Annotated in this window: 13 protein-coding genes and 1 pseudogene; 7 read left to right on the top strand and 7 right to left on the bottom strand. The window is 72.6% G+C overall.

What is annotated here, in order from left to right; translation table 11 throughout:
- Positions 1–323: 323 nt before the first annotated feature.
- Positions 324–2,414, top strand: coding sequence for a putative bifunctional diguanylate cyclase/phosphodiesterase (locus AC3AGO_RS11910; protein ID WP_487824625.1), 2,091 nt, complete (start codon positions 324–326; stop codon positions 2,412–2,414).
- Between the two features lie 300 nt (positions 2,415–2,714).
- Here AC3AGO_RS11910 and AC3AGO_RS11905 read toward each other — a convergent pair whose 3' ends face one another.
- The 3 genes from AC3AGO_RS11905 to AC3AGO_RS11895 form a co-directional block, all read right to left on the bottom strand.
- Entirely contained in the window at positions 2,715–4,319 is a 1,605-nt protein-coding gene (locus AC3AGO_RS11905) for an amidase (RefSeq protein ID WP_487820135.1), read from the bottom strand.
- 379 nt (positions 4,320–4,698) lie between these two features.
- On the bottom strand, positions 4,699–6,204 hold the full coding sequence (locus AC3AGO_RS11900) for an SLC13 family permease (RefSeq protein ID WP_487820134.1): 1,506 nt from the start codon (positions 6,202–6,204) through the stop codon (positions 4,699–4,701).
- 211 nt (positions 6,205–6,415) lie between these two features.
- Positions 6,416–7,192 (bottom strand): FadR/GntR family transcriptional regulator, encoded by a 777-nt coding sequence (locus AC3AGO_RS11895; protein WP_487820133.1) that lies wholly within the window; start codon positions 7,190–7,192, stop codon positions 6,416–6,418.
- A 235-nt stretch (positions 7,193–7,427) separates the two neighbouring features.
- Here AC3AGO_RS11895 and gatC point away from each other — a divergent pair, with 235 nt between their 5' ends.
- The 4 genes from gatC to gatB are packed head-to-tail and all read left to right on the top strand — an operon-like array spanning position 7,428 to position 11,035.
- Positions 7,428–7,724, top strand: coding sequence for an Asp-tRNA(Asn)/Glu-tRNA(Gln) amidotransferase subunit GatC (gene gatC / locus AC3AGO_RS11890; RefSeq protein ID WP_487820132.1), 297 nt, complete (start codon positions 7,428–7,430; stop codon positions 7,722–7,724).
- A gap of 5 nt (positions 7,725–7,729) precedes the next feature.
- Positions 7,730–9,235, top strand: a complete 1,506-nt coding sequence (gene gatA / locus AC3AGO_RS11885) for an Asp-tRNA(Asn)/Glu-tRNA(Gln) amidotransferase subunit GatA (RefSeq protein ID WP_487820131.1) — start codon at positions 7,730–7,732, stop codon at positions 9,233–9,235.
- Entirely contained in the window at positions 9,232–9,474 is a 243-nt protein-coding gene (locus AC3AGO_RS11880; RefSeq protein ID WP_487820130.1) for a hypothetical protein, read from the top strand. Before gatA ends, AC3AGO_RS11880 begins: the two co-directional genes overlap by 4 nt.
- A 52-nt stretch (positions 9,475–9,526) precedes the next feature.
- A complete protein-coding gene (gene gatB, locus AC3AGO_RS11875) occupies positions 9,527–11,035 on the top strand; it encodes an Asp-tRNA(Asn)/Glu-tRNA(Gln) amidotransferase subunit GatB (protein WP_487820129.1) in 1,509 nt (502 codons plus the stop codon).
- 74 nt (positions 11,036–11,109) lie between these two features.
- Here gatB and AC3AGO_RS11870 read toward each other — a convergent pair whose 3' ends face one another.
- The 4 genes and pseudogenes from AC3AGO_RS11870 to AC3AGO_RS11855 form a co-directional block, all read right to left on the bottom strand.
- Entirely contained in the window at positions 11,110–12,195 is a 1,086-nt protein-coding gene (locus AC3AGO_RS11870) for a zinc-dependent alcohol dehydrogenase family protein (RefSeq protein WP_487820128.1), read from the bottom strand.
- Between the two features lie 400 nt (positions 12,196–12,595).
- A pseudogene (locus tag AC3AGO_RS11865) lies at positions 12,596–13,216 on the bottom strand (cytochrome b/b6 domain-containing protein); the annotation flags it as partial.
- Entirely contained in the window at positions 13,197–13,865 is a 669-nt protein-coding gene (locus AC3AGO_RS11860) for a molybdopterin-dependent oxidoreductase (RefSeq protein WP_487824624.1), read from the bottom strand. The gene AC3AGO_RS11860 and the pseudogene AC3AGO_RS11865, both read right to left, overlap by 20 nt.
- A 198-nt stretch (positions 13,866–14,063) precedes the next feature.
- Positions 14,064–15,134, bottom strand: coding sequence for a LacI family DNA-binding transcriptional regulator (locus tag AC3AGO_RS11855; RefSeq protein ID WP_487820127.1), 1,071 nt, complete (start codon positions 15,132–15,134; stop codon positions 14,064–14,066).
- Between the two features lie 211 nt (positions 15,135–15,345).
- Between AC3AGO_RS11855 and AC3AGO_RS11850 the strand changes: the two genes are divergently transcribed.
- A complete protein-coding gene (locus tag AC3AGO_RS11850; RefSeq protein ID WP_487820126.1) occupies positions 15,346–16,380 on the top strand; it encodes an SIS domain-containing protein in 1,035 nt (344 codons plus the stop codon).
- 488 nt (positions 16,381–16,868) lie between these two features.
- Positions 16,869–17,699, top strand: a complete 831-nt coding sequence (locus AC3AGO_RS11845) for a PfkB family carbohydrate kinase (RefSeq protein WP_487820125.1) — start codon at positions 16,869–16,871, stop codon at positions 17,697–17,699.

Here is a 17,699-nt window from a genome sequence, read left to right as displayed (position 1 = left end):
AGTTGACGCAGATCGGCCGGATCGCATCGGTGCGACCACTGCCGATCGCTGCCCCTGGCAGCCGTCTGCGGCCTACTGTTGAAGACGGAGCCTGTCGTGGCGAGGACGGGCACACCTGAACGGCAGCGAGAGGGACGGGCATGCAGGAAACCCCCGGGGGCCGGCGCCCCCCGTACTCCCGCCTGCCCTCCCCGGCGGCGGTCGGGAGGACGGGTTCCAAGGGTTCCACGCGTGTGGGGACGTACACGTCCACTGCCACGGGCACATATCAAGGGATGGGTACCAGCACCAGCACGGCAGCGGCCCCCGCCGGCACAGAGGACATGTCCTGGCTGCAGCGGGCCGCGGCGCTCCGGATACCGGGACTCCCCATGATCGTCGTCGTGGTGGCGGGCCTCGCGCTCGCCGCCGGCGTCTTCCGGGTCCTGCAGCAGAGTCACGCCCTCTTCCCCGACGACGGCGTCGGCTGGTCCTTCGCGGTCCTGACCGGCATCATCGTCGGCCATCTCGTCGCCCTCGGCAGAGACCGGTGGTGGGGCGGCACCGGTTCGGGCGCCGCCCTCACACTCGCCATCCTGCTGCTGTTCGGCTGGATCCCCGCCGTACTGGTCAGCCTCGCGGTGGTGCTCCTCGTGGGCGCCGCGCGACGCCACCACTGGCGGCAGGCCGTGGTGCACGGATCGGTCGACATCCTCGGCACCGGCGCGGCGGCCCTCGTGCTCGCCGTGTTCGGCAACAGGCCCTCCGTGGAGGAGCCCTGGGTGCCCGACGGCTGGACGCCCATGGCGGTGCCCGCGATAGTCCTCGCCGCCGGGGCCTATCTGCTGACGACCCGTACGCTGCAGTGGTTCTCCTTCCACCCGCACGCGTCCGGGCTGCCCACGGCGTTCCGTACGGCGCTGCTGCGGCACGGCATGGTCGGCGTCGCACTGCTGGGCATATCACCGCTCATCGCCGTCGTCGCCGTCCACCAGCCGCTGCTGCTCCCGCTGTTCGCGGTGCCGCTCATCGCGCTGGACTCCACGCTGTGGATCGCCCGCATCCGCGCGGAGGAACAGCTGCGCGACCCGCTGACCGGGCTGCCCAACCGCCAGTGGCTGCTGGAGCGCACCTGGTCCGCGCTGGACGAGGCGGACCGTACGGGTGCGCGCGCTGCCCTGGTGCTGATCGACCTCGACCGTTTCCGCGCGGTCAACGACACGCTGGGCCATCTCGCCGGTGACCGGCTGCTGTTGCAGATCGCCGAACGGCTGCGGACGGCGCTGCCACGCGGTGCCGAGGCGGCACGGCTGGGCGGCGACGAGTTCGCGGTGCTGCTGCCCGTGGCCGACTCCACGACGAGCGCGCAGCGCGTCGCCCGCTCCCTGGTGGCCGCGCTCGGCTCCCCCCTCGACCTGGACGGGCTCACCCTCGTCCTGGAGGCCAGCGCGGGCGTCGCCGTCTTCCCCGACCACGCGCGGGAGGCGGAGGGGCTGCTGCGGCGCGCGGACGTCGCCATGTACGAGGCGAAGCGCGAACGCTCCGGCGTCGAGGTGTACGAGGCGACCCGGGACGGCAACACCCCCGACCGGCTGGGCCTGTTGGCCGACCTGCGGCGCGCGCTGGACGCGGGCGAGGTCGAGCTGCACTACCAGCCGAAGGTCCGCTTCGACGGCGCGGTCGCCGGTCTCGAAGCGCTCGTGCGGTGGGTGCATCCCGAGCGCGGGCGGGTCCCGCCGGACGAGTTCATCGCCCTCGCGGAAACGTCCGGTCTCATGCCGAGGCTGACGGAGTACGTACTGGAGACGGCCCTCGCGCAGATCGCCCGCTGGCGGGCCGCGGGGCTCACCGTGCCCGTCGCCGTCAACGTCTCGCCCCGCGACGTGTATTCGCCCGGCTTCGCCGGCGCGATAGCGGCCCGGCTCGCCCGGCACGGCGTTCCCGCGGGGGCGCTCCAGCTGGAGATCACCGAGCATGTGCTGCTGGAGGACCCGCAGCAGGCGGCCGACACGCTGGCCGGGCTGACCGGGCACGGCGTGAAGATGTCGCTGGATGACTTCGGTACGGGCTACTCGTCGCTGGTGCATCTGCGGCGGCTCCCGGTGAGCGAGCTGAAGATCGACCGCTCGTTCGTGGCGCGGCTCGCGGTGGACAACGAGGACGCGGAGATCGTGCGCTGCACGGTCGATCTGGCGCACTCCCTGGGCCTGTTGGTCGTCGCCGAGGGCGTCGAGGACGACGAGACGTGGGAGCGGCTGCGGGATCTGCGGTGCGACGCGGTGCAGGGGTGGCTGGTCGCCGCGGCGATGCCGCCCGGGGAGACCACGGCGTGGCTCCGCGCGCGGGGCGTCGCGCCGGCGCAGCTCCCCGAGGGAACCGGCACCCCCTCCCACGACCCCGAGCCCGACACCTCGGTCTCGGCCTCAGCGGACTGACACCGGGCGGGGCCCGCGATGTGGCCCGGCCTCTGGCTTTCCCCGCGCGGCGGGCGTGAGGGGGCACCCCCCCGCCTGTTCCGCGCCCCGCCCGGCGGGGCGGAGCCCCAATTGCGCGCGCAGCGCGTGGGTCCGGGGCGGCAGCCCCGGAAGAAACGGGTAGGGGCGGGTCCGGGGCCAAGCCCTCACCGTGGCGCGGACGTTGCGTGCGTGGGGACAGACCTCGCGGCTGGCGGTCCGGTGTGCCCACCCGTTCCGCCCCTCGGGCGGACCAGCTGCCCACACCTCGGCGGGCCGCGCTCAGCCGAGGAGCGCCGGCTTTTTGTGGGTCCAGCCGCCGCAGGTTGTGTCGTAGGACGCGGCCAGGCGGAGCAAGGACGCGTCCGCTCCGTGGCGGCCGATGAGCTGGACGCCCATGGGGAGGCCGCGGCCGTCGAAGCCGGCCGGCATGCCGATCGCGGGGAGCCCCGTCAGGGACCACGGCGCGACCGTCTCCATCCACCGGTGGTACGTGTCCATCCGGCGGCCGTCGATCTCCTTCGACCAGTGCACGGTCTTGTCGAAGGGGAACACCTGCGCCGAGGGCGCCAGCACGTAGTCGTACGTGTCGAAGAGCCGCAGCACGGCCTCGTAGTAGCGGTTCCGCGCGTCCACGGCGCGCTGTACGTCGAGCGCGCTCATCTTCCGCCCGTGCTCGACCTCCCACACCGCCTCGGGCTTCAACTGCTTCCGCCTGTCGGGGTCCTCGTACAGTTCGTTCAGCGAGAGGTTGTCCCACCAGCGCCAGCTCAGGAACGTCTGCCAGATCTCCTCGGCGGGGAAGTCCGGCAGCGCCTCCGTCACCTCGCAGCCCAGTTCCCGCAGCGGCCCGAAGGCCTCGCGGCACACGTCGAGGACGCCCGGTTCGGTGGCCAGCCGGCCCTTCCAGTCGCCGACCCACGCGATCTTCGTACCCTTGAAGTGGCCGCGGCCGGGCGGGCGGCTGAAGTCGGCGCCGTCGTCGATGCTCAGCGGGGCGCTGTCGTCCGGGCCCGCCATCACGCCGAGCAGCGCGGCGAGTTCGGGCACCGTACGGGCCATCGGGCCGAGCACCGCCAGCTGTGCGACGAAGCCGGGCGCCGGTACGCGGCCCCAGGTGGGGCGCATGCCGAAGACGTTGTTGAAGGCGGCGGGGTTGCGCAGGGAGCCCATGTAGTCGCTGCCGTCGGCCACCGGCACCATCCGCGTCGCCAGCGCGCTGGCCGCGCCGCCGCTGCTGCCGCCCGCGGTGCGGTCCGGGTCGTACGCGCCGCCGGTGGTGCCCCACACCTTGTTGTACGTCTGCGAACCGAGGCCCCACTCGGGTGCGTTGGTCTTGCCGATGACGATCGCCCCGGCCGCCTTGATACGCCGTACGTGGAGGTCGTCGTGGTCCGCGACGCGGTCGGCGTAGAGCGGTGAACCCTCCGTCCACGGAAGGCCCTTGGCCGCGGCGAGGTCCTTCACGGCGTGCGGGAGGCCGTGCATCCAGCCGAGCGAGGTGCCGCGGGCCAGCTGCCGGTCGCGTTCCCGCGCCTCCTCCATCGAGGCGTCCCGGTCCCGCATCCCGACGAGCGCGTTGACGTGCGGATTGACGCGGTCGATGTGGTCCAGGTACGCCGTCATCACCTCGGCGCAGGTCACCTCCCGGCGCTGGATGGCGCGGGAGAGGGCGAGGGCGTCGAGGGACACGATGTCGGAGGTGTCCTGGCCGGTCGGCATGGGGTTCTCCTCGGGATGCTCGGTGGTCGCGGCGGCGGCCGGGGTCGTACGGGTGGTGCCGAGCGCCAGCCCGGCGCCGAGTGCGCCCGCGGCACCCAGGAACCTTCTGCGCGCGACTCCGTCGTCGCCGGCCGGGCGCGGTGCGGGGTGACCAGGGTGCGGCATGGCGGGGCTCCTTTGCGTCAGTGGTGGCGGGGCGGCAGCCCCCTTCTTTTCCCGCCCGTAGGGCGGGTACGGGGCGGAGCCCCGCCGGGGTCCGGGGCGGAGCCCCGTTCTTTCCGGGCCTCCGCGCCGGCGGGCCGGGGCCCTGGGCGGCATCCCGGTACTCCTTTTCCTGCCCGCAGGGCAGGGCTGGGGGCAGGGGCGGAGCCCTGGAAGAAGCGGGTAGGGGCGGGTCTGGGGCCAACCCCTCGTGGGGGCGCGTGCGTTGGGTGCGGGGTGCGGAACCCTGCGCGGGTGCGGTCCGGTGTGCCCACCCGTTCCGCCCCTTGGCGGACCGCGTGCCCACACCGGGGCGGGGCGCGGGCCCACATCTCGGCGGAGGTCAGACCGTGTCGGGGAGGACGAAGGCGAGCCAGGTGAGGAAGGGGACGACGGCGCAGATGACGCCGCCGTAGATCAGCAACTGGCGGTAGACGGCGTCCCGTTCCTCGCTCCGGGTGTTCGCGAGGACGATCGCGCCGTTGGTGGAGAACGGGCTGACGTCGACGACGGTGGCGGCGACGGCGAGCGCGGTGACCATGCCGACGGCGCCGACGCTGCCGTCCTGCAGGAAGGGGACGGCGAGCGGGATGAGGGCGCCCATGAGGGCCGTGGAGGAGGCGAAGGCGGAGACGATCGCGCCGATGTAGCAGAGCAGCAGCGCGGCCAGGAGGGGGATGCCGATGCCGGCGACGGCGTGCCCGGCGTAGTCGATGGTGCCCATCGACTCCAGCACGGCCACGTACGTGAGGACGCCGCACACCAGGAGCACGGTGGGCCAGGCCACTTCGGAGGGGGCCTTGCGGCACGTCGCGGGCGACACGAAGCTCAGCAGCACGGCGATGGTGAGCGACATGAGGCCCACGTCGAGGTCGAACGCGAGCGCCCCGACGACGAGGGCCACCAGCCCCGCCAGCGTCAACGACCGGTCCCGGTCCAGCCGCATGGCGCCTTCGGTGCCCGGGGCGCCGCTGTCAACGGCGGCCCCGCCGACGGTTGCTGATGTGCCGTCACTGCCGGCCGGCCCGGATTCTCCGTCGGCCCCGGTGTCCGCGTCGCCTGAGGCTCCGCCGCGTGCGGCGTCCGTGGGCCGCACCGTCGTCGCGGCTCCGGCTCCGGCTCCGGCTCCGGCTCCGGCTTCGCCCGCCGCGCCGCCGGCGGACCGCGCCGTCGGTACGGCAGCCGACGCGGCCGCCCCCGTCCGCACGCCGCCCGCCGCGGCGGCCCTCGCCGCCCGTTCCTCGCGGAGCAGTTTGAGGCCGCCGAAGAGGACGTAGACGACCGCGGCGATCAGGAAGTTGACCACCAGGGAGCCGAGGAAGAGGGTCAGCGGGCCGCCGGGGAGGTCGTTCTTGTCGACGACGCCGTTGACGATCGTGCCGTACACGCTGATCGGCGAGAACGCTCCGGCCTGCGTGCCGTGGACGACCATCGCGCCCATGAGCAGCGGCCGGATCCGGTAGCGGTGCGCGAGGTTCAGGGCGATGGGCGCGACGATCGCGCACGCCGCGGGGCTCACCGCGCCGATGGCGGTCAGCAGCGCGCCGATCGCGAACATCACCCAGGGGATGACCGCGACGCGGCCGCCGACGAGCCGTACGGACCGGTCGACGAGCCAGTCCGTCGTGCCGTTCGCGCGGGCGATGGCGAACAGATAGGTGACGCCGACCAGGACGACGAACAGGTCGCCGGGGAAGCCCGCGAAGATGTCGTCGTCCGACATCCCTCCCGCGAGGCGCCCGACGAGGAACGCCGCGGCGAAGGCGAGCACTCCCATGTTCACGGAGAGCACGGTGGCGAGGGCGAAGGCGACGACCAGCGCCGCGATGGATATCAGCTCGGGTGACACGCTGCCCTGTCCTCCTTGAACTCCACCGCCGAGGACGCGACTCCGGTGTCGCGCGGCAGACGTGGGTGGCTCACTGGCTAGCCCACTTTGAGCTCGGCGCACCGTGGTGTCAACGGTGCGGACAGCACCCTTTGTTGCGCCCGTGAGCGCGGGGGAACGGCGGTGAACGCCGGTGAGCAGCGGTGATTGGCCGGGCCGCGGCCGAAGAGACCTACTCCGGCTGCCAGTTCAGCAGCCGTACGTGCCGGACCGTCGCGAGGTGCTCGCGCATCGCGGCGACCGCCGCATCGGGGTCGCCGGCCCGTACGGCGTCGGCGATCCGGGTGTGCTGGGCCAGGGACGTGGCGGGCCGGCCGGGTTCGCGCAGCGACTCGTGGCGGCTCTCCGCGATCCGGTCCGCTATCTCCCGCATGAATTCCGCGAGGAGTTCGCTGTGCGCGGCGGCGGTGATCGAGGCGTGGAAGAGCCGGTCGCCCTCCTCGCCGGGACTGCCGGGACTGTCGGCGGTGCCTGCGCCGTCGGAGCCGGAGCGGCCGTCCGGGCCGGAGCCGGCGGCGGCCTCCACCTCGGCCCGCATGGTCTCCAGCGCCTCGTCGATGCGGCGCAGATCCTCGTCCGTGCGCCGTACGGCGGCCAGTTCGGCGGTTTTCGCCTCCAGCGCCTCGCGCGCGTCCAGTACCTCGGGCAGCCGGCGCCGCCGGTCCACCAGCGTCGCGACGGGCTCCGCGGCGAGACTGTCCTTCAGCAGATAGGTGCCGCCGCCGTGCCGGATCTCCACGAGGTCCTGGACCTCCAGCACCACGATGGCCTGCTTGACCGACGCGCGGCTGATGCCGAGCCGTTCGGCCAGTTCCCGCTCCGAAGGGAGCCGGTCGCCGCGGCGCAGCCCCGCCGCCTCCGCGTGCTCCCTCAGCTGCGCGATCACCTGCTCGTACAGCCGGGAGCGGGTCACCGGGCGCAGCGGCCCGGACTCTTCTGCCGGTCTCACCGGAAACCCCCCTGACAGTCGGACGTCAACATAACAGCCTCCCCCGCACCGTCCCCGCGGCCCGTACGGTCACGCGGGTTTGCGCCCTCGCGTGCGACGTCACCCGGCGGGGGCGCCGTGCAGAGGGGACGTCCCGGGCGCTGCCCCGTCCCTCATAGGCTCGGAGTCCCCGTAGGGTTGGAGCCCCCATAGGATTGGGGCGGAAAAGCCAACACTCACCCCAGAGGATCGCTGCATGCCTGGCATCTCGCGCGAGGAGGTCGCCCACCTCGCCCGGCTGGCGCGTCTGGAGCTGAAGGACGAAGAGCTCGATCACTTCGCCGGACAGCTCGACGACATCATCGGAGCGGTCGCCACCGTCTCCGATGTCGCCGACGAGGACGTACCGCCGACGTCCCACCCGCTGCCGCTCACCAACGTCATGCGTCCGGACCAGGTGCGTCCGGGTCTGACGCCCGAGCAGGCGCTCTCCGGGGCGCCCGCCCAGGAGCAGCAGCGTTTCAAGGTGCCGCAGATCCTGGGGGAGGAGTGACCGCCATGACCGACTCGACCGAGAGCATCATCAAGCTCACCGCCGCCGGGATCGCGGAGAAGATCGCGTCCGGTGAGGTGTCCGCCGTGGAGGTCACGGCAGCGCACCTGGACCGGATCGCCGCAGTCGACGAGAAGGTCAACGCCTTCCTGCACGTCGACCGCGAGGGCGCGCTCGCCCAGGCCCGCGAGGTCGACGAGAAGCGCGCCCGCGGCGAGAAGCTCGGCCCGCTGGCCGGCGTCCCGCTCGCGCTGAAGGACATCTTCACCACCGAGGGCGTGCCGACCACGGTCGGTTCGAAGATCCTCGAGGGCTGGATCCCGCCGTACGACGCGACGGTGACGCAGAAGCTGAAGGACGCCGACGTCGTCATCCTCGGCAAGACCAACATGGACGAGTTCGCCATGGGGTCGTCGACGGAGAACAGCGCGTACGGGCCGACGGGCAACCCGTGGGACCTGACCCGCATTCCGGGCGGCAGCGGCGGCGGCTCGTCCGCGGCCCTCGCCTCGTACGAGGCGCCGCTCGCCATCGGCACCGACACCGGCGGCTCCATCCGGCAGCCCGCCTCCGTCACCGGCACCGTCGGCGTGAAGCCCACGTACGGTGGGGTGTCCCGGTACGGGATGGTCGCCTTCTCCTCCTCCCTGGACCAGGGCGGGCCGTGCGCCCGTACGGTGCTGGACGCGGCGCTGCTGCACTCCGTCATCGCCGGGCACGACGAGAAGGACTCCACGTCCATCGACCAGGCCGTCCCGGACGTCGTCGAGGCGGCGCGGAACGGCAGCGTCGAGGGCCTGCGGGTCGGTGTCGTGCAGGAGTTCAGCGGTGAGGGGTACCAGGCGGGCGTGATGGCCCGCTTCAACGACTCCGTCGAGCTGCTGCGCGAGCTGGGCGCCGAGATCGTCGAGCTGTCCTGCCCGTCGTTCACCAAGGCGATGGCCGCGTACTACCTGATCGCGCCCTCGGAGTGCTCGTCCAACCTGGCCCGCTTCGACGCGATGCGGTACGGGCTGCGCGTCGGCGACGACGGCTCGCACTCCGCCGAGGAGGTCACCGCGCTGACCCGCGAGGCCGGCTTCGGCGACGAGGTGAAGCGCCGCGTCATGCTCGGCACGTACGCGCTCAGCTCCGGCTACTACGACGCGTACTACGGCAGCGCGCAGAAGGTCCGCACGCTCATCACGCGGGACTTCGAGAAGGCCTTCGACCAGGTCGACGTGATCGTCTCGCCGACGACGCCGACCACGGCGTTCCCGATCGGGGAGCGCGTCGACGACCCGATGGCGATGTATCTCGCCGATGTGTGCACCATCCCGTCCAACCTGGCGGGCAACTCCGCCATGTCGCTGCCCTGCGGGCTTGCCGACGAGGACGGGCTTCCGGTGGGGCTGCAGATCATCGCCCCCGCCATGGCAGATGACCGTCTCTACCGTGTCGGTGCGGCGGTCGAGACCGCCTACCAGGCACGTTGGGGACACCCGTTGCTCGAGGAGGCACCGTCGCTGTGAGTGGAAAGCTGAACAAGGCCAAGGACTTCAAGAAGTCGAAGCCCGGCACGTACCTGTCCATCGGCACCTCGCTGTTCAGCGCGGTCAGCGTCGCCAAGCAGGTCAAGAAGGCCCGCGGCGAGGGTGACAAGCTGCAGCTGCTCGACGCGGCCGTCTCGGCCGCCGCCATCGCCACCGGCGTCGCGCTCCTCGTGCGCGAGCTGCGGCGGATGGGCGACGACGACGTTCTCGCGGACTGACGACGGTTACCGACGTCGTGGTCGCACGCGGAAGAGAAAGGCTTACGTTTCCGTGACCGTCACTGAACTGGTGTCGTACGAGGACGCGCTGCAGTCCTACGACCCCGTCATGGGCCTGGAGGTCCATGTCGAGCTCGGCACCAAGACGAAGATGTTCTGCGGCTGTGCGACGGTGCTCGGCGCCGGCGCCAACAGCCAGGTCTGCCCCGTCTGTCTCGGCCTGCCCGGCGCGCTGCCGGTGGTCAACGAGACCGGCGTGGAGTCCGCGGTCCGCATCGGCCTCGCGCTGAACTGCGAGATCGCCGAATGGTGCCGCTTCGCCCGGAAGAACTACTTCTATCCGGACATGCCGAAGAACTTCCAGACCTCGCAGTACGACGAGCCCATCGCCTTCGACGGGTATCTCGACGTCCAGCTCGAGGACGGGGAGATCTTCCGGGTCCAGATCGAGCGCGCGCACATGGAGGAGGACACCGGCAAGTCGACCCACATCGGCGGTGCGACCGGCCGTATCCAGGGCGCCTCGCACTCGCTGCTGGACTACAACCGCGCGGGCATCCCGCTGATCGAGATCGTCACCAAGCCGATCGAGGGCGCGGGCGACCGGGCCCCGGAGGTGGCGAAGGCGTACGTCGCCGAGCTGCGCGAGCTCATCAAGGCCCTCGGTGTCTCCGAAGCGCGTATGGAGATGGGCCAGATGCGGTGCGACGTGAACCTGTCGCTGCGCCCGCAGGGCACGGCGGAGTTCGGCACCCGCAGCGAGACGAAGAACGTCAACTCGCTGCGCAGCGTGGAGCGTGCGGCCCGTTTCGAGATCCAGCGGCACGCCGCGGTGCTCGACGCGGGCGACAAGATCGTCCAGGAGACGCGGCACTTCCACGAGGAGGACGGCTCGACGACGTCCGGCCGTATCAAGGACAACGCCGAGGACTACCGCTACTTCCCCGAGCCGGACCTGGTGCCGGTGGCGCCGCCGCGCGAGTGGGTGGAGGAGCTGCGTGCCGGGCTGCCGGAGCTGCCGCGCGTGCGCCGTAACCGGCTGCGTGAGGAGTGGGGCATCTCGCAGCACGAGATGCAGTCCGCGCTGAACGCCGGCGCGGTCGGTCTCATCGTCGCCACCATCGACGCGGGCGCGGACTCCGCCTCGGCCCGCAAGTGGTGGATGGGCGAGCTGGCCCGCCGTGCCAACGAGGACGGCGTGGAGCTCGCCGACCTCACGATCACGCCCGAACACGTCGCCCGCCTCTGCGCGTTGGTCGCCGACGGGTCGCTGAACGACAAGCTGGCCCGGCAGACCATCGAGGGTGTGCTGGCCGGCGAGGGCACGCCGGACGAGGTCGTCGAGAAGCGCGGCCTCAAGGTCGTCTCCGACGAGGGCGCGCTCGGCACGGCGGTGGACGAGGCCCTCGCGGGCAACCCGGACATCGCCGAGAAGATCAAGGGCGGCAAGGTCCAGGCGGCCGGCGCGCTGGTCGGCGCGGTCATGAAGGCCACCCGCGGCCAGGCGGACGCGGCCCGCGTCCGCGAACTCATCCTGGAAAAGCTCGGCGTCGAAGGCTGACACCCGAGTTCCACAGCAAGAGGGGCGGCCCCGTCGTGATGACGGGGCCGCCCCTCTTCGCATGCGCGCGGCCGTCACCCCGGGGGCCGGCCTGTGCCGTCCATGGTCAGGGCGACCTTGCCGCCTGTTGCCGTGTCGGCTGCTTCGTAGGCCGCGGCTGCTTCTGTGAGGGGGTAGCGGTGGGTGACGATGTGGTCCGGGTGGAGGTTCCAGCGGACGAGGTTGTCGAGGAGTTCCGCCATCCGCTGCGTGCTGCACACCCAGGAGCCGATGAGGGTGATCTGGCGGTGGATCAGGTCCTGGCTGACGTCCGTGGTGAGGGTGCCGCCCTCGCCGACCATGACGGTGCGGCCCCAACGCCGGGTGTGGCGCAGCGCGGTGAGCTGCCCCGCACCGCTGCCGGAGCAGTCGACGGCGACGTGCGCGCCGTCGCCGAGCAGCGCGGGCAGGTCCGTACCGGGGACGGCGTGCTGCACCGCGCCCATGGCGAGGGCCTGTTCGCGGCGCTCCGGTGAGATGTCCGTGCCAACGACGAGGGGCGCGCCGAGGGCGCGGGCCAGCAGCCCCGCGGCGAGCCCGACCGGGCCCAGCCCGGTGATCAGCACGGTGTCCGCGCCGCCGGTGTCCGCACGCCGCAGCGCCTCGTACGCCGTGCCGAAACCGCAGGCCACGCACGCCCCGTCGAGGAAGCTGAGCGCGTCGGGGAGCGGGATCAGGTCGTCCTCCTCGGCGAGCAGGAAGTCGGCGTGGCCGCCGTCGCGTTGCCAGCCGTACGCCTGCCGGGAGGGCGAGACGCAGCCGATGCGGTAGCCGCGGCGGCACTCGTCGCACAGGCCGCAGCCGCTGATGTGGTAGACGACGCGCCGGTCCCCGGGCCGGGTGCCGCGGCAGCCGGGGCCGACGGCGACGACCTCGCCGCAGGGCTCGTGCCCGCCGACGACGCCCTGGTACGCCTCGGGCCCGGTGCCCAGGTGCTCGCGGTAGATGGCGCGCAGGTCGCTGCCGCAGATGGTGGACGCGCGGACGCGCAGCAGGACTTGACGGTGGCCCGGTACGGGAACGGGCACTTCACGGGTCTCCGTAGTGCTGTCGCCGGGCAGGAAGACACCGCGCATCGTGGCGGCCGGCGGGGCGTCGGTGGCGGGGGTGGTGGACGGCACTGTGCTTCACCTCTGGGTCGAGCGGCGGTGCGCCGGGGTTCCGTGGCTCCCGGGGCGCGTCGGCCTGCACAGATTTCGCGCTGCGAAGGCGGCCGGTCAAGACACGCGGGCAATCCGGTCAAGACACGCGGGCAATACTGTGCGGGTGGTATTCAAGTGCGCACGGGGGAGGGGGACTTCAGCATGACGGGCCGAGGCCCGGCGCCGCCCGGCCCCGGCTTCACCGCTCGCGCTGAGCGCCGGGCGGAGGCGCGGGGCCGGCGGAACCGGGCGATCCGGCCGGCGGGACCGCTGGGGCCGGCGAGGACGGGGGCGTCGGCGCGGAGTCTTCCGGCGAGGCCGGAGGCGTCGGCTCGGGGTCTGCCGGCGAGGCCGGGGGCGGCGGCGAAGCGCTGGAGTCGGGCTTCCACAGCGGGTGTTCCCGCTCCGCCCAGTCGGCGCGTACCGACCCGGTCCGCATGCCGCGGCGCGCCTCCGGGTCGCCGTACGCCATCCCCACATGCCCCGCGACGACGATCACGATCGCGAGCGCCAGCCAGTCGTGCACGAAGGAAGCCCCCGTACGCCAGACCAGCGGCGCGAGATGCGTGAACCACATCAGCAGCCCCGTACCGGCCATCACCAGCACGGCCCCCGCGATCCACGCCGCGTACACCTTCTGTCCGGCGTTGAACTTCCCGGCGGGGCGGGCCTCTTGGTACCGCTCGCGGCGCACGGCGGCACGCAGCCAGCGGCGGTCGTGCGGCCCGTACCGGTTGAGGCGGGTGAGGTCCGCGCGCAGCGCGCGGGAGGCGAGGCCGAGCAGCAGCGGTGCGGGCAGCAGGATGCCGGACCACTCGTGCACGGTGACCATCAGCGCGCGCCGGCCGACGAGTTCGGCGAGGAACGGCAGGTAGAGGCAGCCCGCCGTGAGCACGCAGACGGCCATGAGGGTGGCCGTGGCCCGGTGCACCCAGCGCTGCGCGGGCGTGAACCGCCGTACGCGGACCGGGGCCGCGGGGTCAGACTTCCGTCGGCGCATCGTCGCGTCCGTTCGAGCGGCCGACCCAGGCGTCGACGTCGTATCCGCGCATCTCCCAGTAGCCCGCACGCGCCCGCCGGGTGACGGTGATGCCGGACAGCCATTTCGCGGACTTGTAGAAGTACATCGGCGCCACGTAGAGCCGTGCCGGGCCGCCGTGCGAGTGTCCCAGCGGCTTGTCCTGCATGCGCAGGGCCACCAACACGTCGTCTCTGCGGGCCTGTTCGAGCGTGAGGCTCTCGCTGTACGTGCCGTCGAAGCAGGTGAAACGGACCGCCCCGGCTCCGGGCCGCACCCCCGCGGCGTCCAGCAGCCGGGACAGCCGTACGCCCTCGAACGGCGTCTCCGGCACCCGCCACCCCGTCACGCACTGCACATCCCGTACGAGCCGGGTCTGCGGCATCGCGCGCAGCTCGGCGAGCCGGTAGCGGGCGGGACGCTCCACCAGGCCGTCCACGGTGAGCCGGTAGCCGGCCGCGCTCTTGCGTTCCACGGAGGCGGCGACGGAGTAGTACCGGAAGCCGCCGCCCGCCGGCACGAGACCGGTCAGCCCCGTGGGGTCCTTCTGCGCCAGCGCGCCCACGGTGCTGTCGTACGCGCGTTGCAGCGCGGGCGCCGCGGCGACTCCCGCAACCCCCGCGACAGCCATCCCGAGCACCACCCGCCGCCCCACGGGCGCGCCCCGGCCCTCCGCACCCGCCGCGTCATGTCCCTTGTCCACACTGTGAGTCGAGCACGGGCTCCTGCGGAGGGCCAGGCTTCGGGAGGTTCCGTCAGCGTTTCGTCACCTGTCGTGGGGTCGTGCGTCGTAACGTTCGTTGAACGACCATTACGACGCACCACCCCTTCACGACCCGCGCGGACCGGCCACCGAATCGCGCTCGACGAACGTCGTGTCCAGGACCGTGTGTTGAGGCGCGGCCTCGGCGTCGTCCTCCACGCGGGCGATGAGCGCCCGTACCGCGTGCGCGCCGAGGTCCTGGACCGGCTGGGCCACGACCGAGAGCCGGGGGCGGATGATCCGGGTCCAGTCCGCGTCGTCGAAGGTGACGAGCGAGAGGTCGTCGGGGACGGCGAGCCCCGCGTCCTGGAGGGCGGTCAGCGCGCCCAGGGCGATCATGCTGTCCGTGGTGAACAGGGCCGTCGGCCGGTCCGGCAGCCGCAGCAGTTCGGCCGCGAGCAACGCCGGGTCCTGGCCGTGCGTGCCCACCCGTACGTACCGGTCGGGGTCGTCAACTCCCGCCGTACGCAGCGCACTCCGGAAGCCCTCCACGCGGTCGACGCCCGTGGAGATCTGCGACGGGGGCCCCTCGGCGGGGGCGTCCTCGCCGCCGCCGCCGAGCGTCACCATGCCGATCCGGCGGTGCCCCGCGTCGAGCAGGCGCCGTACGGCGTCCTCCGCCGCGCCGCGGTTGTCGACCGTCACGGTGTCCGCCTCCAGGGAGGGGACGTCGCGGTCGAGCAGGACGACGGGGCAGCGGCTCTCGCGCAGCGCGGACAGATGGGCCGTCTCGGAGGGGGAGGCGGGGGCGATCACGATGCCGTCGACGTGCTTTTCGCGGAGCATCTTCACCGCCGAGCGCTCCGCCTCCAGGTCCTCGTCCGTGTTGGCCAGCAGCACCTGATAGCCCGCGGCCCGCGCGGTGTCGGTGATGCCGCGGGTGACGCCGGCGAAGAACGGGTTCTGGATGTCGGCGACGACGACGCCGAGCGTGTGCGTACGCCCCGTGATCATGCTGCGGGCCAGCTGGTTGGCCTCGTAGCCGAGCTTTTCCGCCGCGGCGCGCACGCGTTCGCGTGCGGCGGGGCTGACGGAGCCGTAGTCGGCGAGCGCGCGGGAGGCGGTCGAGCGGGAGACGCCCGCCTCGCGCGCGACGTCGGGAATGGTCGCGGGGCGTCGGCTGCGGTGAGTGGTCATGGCGCTCACAGGCTATCGGGAGTGACGGCCGACAGGGCGCGGGTGCACGGGTATTGACGCCCTGACGACAGCGGTGGGAAGGTTCCCAGCATCGCCGAGTGGGAACGTTCCCAAGCGTCAACTCGGCCTGTTTGTGGGAACGTTCCCGCCGTCTGCGGGAATCCCCGGCCGCCGGGCCGGGGCCGTCGTCAGCCTTGGAGAGAGGAACCGCGTGACCACCGCAACGCTGCCGCTCAAGCCCATCAATCCGGACTTCCGCGAGACCGTCGCCTTCGCGCTCGGACAGCGGGAGGCGGCCCGTACGTTCGCCGACGAAGTCGTCTCCTCGCCGACCGGGCTGCGCAATGTGTTCCTGGTCGGCTGCGGCGGCTCGCTGGTCGCCTCGTACGCCGTGCACCACATGCTGGAGACGCAGGCGCAGTTCCCCGTCTTCCACATGAACAGCGCCGAGTTCCAGCTGCGCAACCCGGCGCTGCTCGGCGAGGGTTCGCTGGTTGTGGTCGCCTCGCACACCGGGTCCACCAAGGAGACCGTGGCGGCCGCCGAGTTCGCCAGGGAGGCCGGCGCCACGGTCGCCGCCGTCACCCGCAGCCCCGACAGTGCGCTCGCCAAGGCCGCGCACACCGCCTTCACGTACGGCAGCGAGGACACCGTGTCCGCGCCCAAGCACGTCCTGTTCGGGCAGCTCGGCCACGCCCTGCTGGAGAAGACCGGCGTCGAACGGGACTACGCCGAACTGGCCGCCGCCTACGACGCGTTGCCCGAGGCGCTGTACGCGGCGCAGCAGGAGACCGACGACCTGTGCCACTCGATCGCCGCCGCGCTGGCCGACGAGGACGTCACGTACGTACTGTCCGGCGGCCCCAACTACGGGGCCGGGTACGGCTTCACGATGTGCTACCTGATGGAGATGCAGTGGAAGCACGGCGGCAGCTACCACTCCGGTGAGTTCTTCCACGGCGCCTTCGAGGTCGTCACCGAGGACCAGCCCGTGATCCTCATGCTCGGCGAGGACGGCACCCGGCCGATGGCGGAGCGGGCGAAGACCTTCCTGGACAAGTACACCAAGAAGGCGCACTACATCGACACGAAGTCGCTGGCGCTGGGCGGGGTTCCGGACGCGGTACGGGGGGAGGTCAGTGCGATCGCGTTGAACACGCTTGCTGCGCGGCTGGCGCATCACTATGAGGCGGTGCGGGGTCATGACCTTGACCAGCGCCGCTACATGTTCCAGGTCGACTACTGAGGCCCTGGCGGGCGCGTAACGCCCCTGCGGGGCGGGGCCTTTGCGGGGCGGCTCCTGTCCGGGCAGCCCCTCATCGGGGCGCGGGTGCGCGTGGGCTGGGTGCGGGGGTGCGTTCCCTGCGCGGGTGCGGTCCGGTGTGCCCGCCCGTCCCGCCCTCTGGGCGGACCGCCGCCCACACCTGGGTGGGGCGCTGGCCCCACAGTGCGAAGCGGGCCCCACCCCTTTCCCACCTCAGCTGATTGCGTGTCCGGCGGGTGGGGTTGGGGGCGCAGGGGGCGCCCCGGGGCACTGAAGCGTGATTTTCGGGCCGTGCACAGCCAATGACCGCCCAGCCCGGACATGACGGGTGGCGCGGCCCGTAAATCATGCCGCCCCGGGGTCCCCCGGAGCCACCAGCCCCACCCCCCGCACAACCAACCAGCGCCCCCTCACGCCCCACCCCACCCACGCCCAACCCCACCCCCCCCCAAAGATCGGAGAGCACCACGATGCGCATCTGCGGAGTCGGCGACAACGTCGTCGACCGCTACCCGCAGCGCGGCCTGATGTACCCCGGCGGCAACGCCCTCAACGTCGCCGTGCACGCCGCCCGTTCAGGCGCCGAAGCCGCCTATCTCGGGGTCACGGGCGACGACGCCGCCGGCCGGCACATCCGTGCCGCGCTCGCCGAGGAGGGCGTCTCCACCGAGCGGGCCCGCACCGCGCCGGGCCCCACCGCGTACGCCACCGTCCATCTCGACGCGGGCGGCAACCGGCACTTCACCGGCTCCGACGAGGGCGTCTCCCGGTTCGTGCCGGACGCCGCCGACCTCGACTGGCTGGCCGGTTTCGACCTGCTGCACACCGGCGACTGCAGCCGCCTGGAGGAGCAGCTGCCGCGGCTCGCGGACGTCTGCCCAGTCAGCTACGACTTCTCCGACCAGCCCTGGGAGTACGTGGAGCCGCTGCTGCCGCACGTGCGGTACGCCGTGCTGTCCCGTCCCGGCGCCGACGACGAGGCGGCCGCCGCGCTGATCGAGGCCGCACACCGGGCGGGCCCGGAAACCGTGACCGTGACCCGCGGCGAGCGCGGCGCAGTCGTCTCCCGCGAAGGGAACGGCACCCCGCACCTCCAGCCGGTCACGCCCGTCGAGGCCGTGGACACGCTGGGCGCCGGCGACTCCTTCGTCGCCCGGCTGCTCGTCGCCCTGCACTCCGGCGCCGCCGTGCCGGACGCCGCGGCGCAGGCCGCCGCGTACGCCGCCGAAGTCTGTACCCGGGAGGGCGCGTTCGGGCGTCCCCTGGCCTTCCCCGACCGGACCGCCGCCCCCGCGAGGTGA

The sequence above is a fragment of the Streptomyces sp. BL1 genome (assembly GCF_057628045.1).
Note: the sequence above shows the minus strand (reverse complement) of the source record. Positions and strands in the feature narration are given on the sequence as shown.